This window comes from Parapedobacter indicus, from assembly GCF_900113765.1.
Taxonomy (GTDB): Bacteria; Bacteroidota; Bacteroidia; order Sphingobacteriales; family Sphingobacteriaceae; genus Parapedobacter; species Parapedobacter indicus.
The window spans coordinates 1-1504 of sequence record NZ_FOQO01000029.1 but is presented as its reverse complement, the minus strand read 5'-3'; the positions used below and the strand labels follow the sequence as shown (position 1 = coordinate 1504).

At 37.7% G+C, this 1504-nt stretch carries 2 protein-coding genes; one reads left to right on the top strand and one right to left on the bottom strand.

Annotation, left to right across the window (positions count from 1 at the left end):
- The coding region (locus BMZ56_RS25330; RefSeq protein WP_218146672.1) for a TaqI-like C-terminal specificity domain-containing protein at positions 1-636 on the top strand (636 nt) is incomplete at its 5' end.
- Here the strand turns inward: BMZ56_RS25330 and BMZ56_RS25325 are convergent.
- A partial coding sequence (locus BMZ56_RS25325) for a TaqI-like C-terminal specificity domain-containing protein (RefSeq protein ID WP_218146671.1) occupies positions 631-1504 on the bottom strand: 874 nt, incomplete at its 5' end. The two genes, BMZ56_RS25330 and BMZ56_RS25325, sit on opposite strands and share 6 nt — an antisense overlap.

Sequence of the window (1504 nt, the reverse complement as noted above, 5' to 3'; positions counted from 1 at the left end):
GAAATTATTCGTCCGATTCTTTTAGGCAAAAATATAAAACGGTACAAATTTGAGTGGGACAACAAGTGGATAATATTCACCCGTAAAGGAATTGACATTAGCTTGTACCCCGCTGTAGAGAAATACCTCTTTCAATATTATGAGGACTTGAAGCCAAGAAACAACGGTGAAATACGGGGTCGAAAACCTGGGCCATATAAGTGGTATGAAATTCAAGATAATGTCGCCTATTTCGAGGAGTTCGAAAAGCTCAAAATAGCGTGGGGAAATTTGGCCTTAAAGTCCCAGTTTGCACTTATTGATGAGGGCTATTATATCAATGCACCATCGCCATTTATCGCAACTAACAATTTGTATTTACTGGCAATACTTAACTCCCAGGTTGCAGACTATTACATTAAGCAATTAGGGGTTTCTCGTAGTGGCGGTTACGTTGAATATAAGCCAATGTTTGTGGAACAACTTCCTATACCAAAAATTTCAATCGATCAACAACAGGCTATTTCTTCGTTAGTAAAACGCCTAATTTCAAATACAACGGATATCGAAGAAATACACGCTTTAGAATCTGAAATCGAAGCTAGAATATGCAATTTTTATGGGTTAAGTCAAAATGAGATCCAAGTTATTTCATAGGACAGCATCTTCTATTGCGGAAATTTCTTCTTCTTCAAAGTTATAGAGCTTATAGAAAAACGTATAGATTTTTTTCCTGGCTGTCGTCAAATTTTCATTGTTTGAAACTTCATTAACCAATGACGTTAGGTGCAATTCATCCAGTTGGTCAACAACGGGGATTGGGAGTTCATCCATGTAGATTTTAATCCATCTTCGTGTCCCAACTCCTGATGTAGCCGCGATTTTGTCAAAATACCACTCACATAGCTTTGTGTTAAGAAAACCTAGAATATACTTTAATTTCTCACCTGTCATGAAGAAAATTGTATTATTGAGGTAATATCCATTGATATCTAAGGCAAAGTTTGGCCGGTCAGTGAGTTCAATCCAGATGATTTTTTCTTTTTCAAAATCGTCCAAATACGCACAATTTCTCAAGTTGCTCCAATGGTCGCCTTTATCCAGCCTTTGTTGTAGCTGTGAGCTGTACCCGCAGAGGTGTTGGAACACGGCTGGATAATCTCTTTCTACATTTATCCGAGCTATACCCTTACCTTTATTGCCATTATGTGTATTTATAAGCCATTTGTTTGAAAAGCTGTATCTAAATTGTTTTATATCCCTGCCTCTTAAAATCGGACGAATAATTTCAGCGTTTTTCGGCGAAGCGTCAATCAGTTTATTCTTGGTATCCTCATCTATTATAAAAGCCTCATTATACCCAGTTAAAATACCTCGATAAATCTTGATATCCCAATTTTTTAATGGAACGCCGACCGCCTCGATCTTCTCTTTTATCCGCGCTTCGATGGGAGACAAAATTACCCAACCGCTTGTATCAGAAAACCCTTTTTGCATCGTAGCCGACTGTTCAATAAAAACGCTC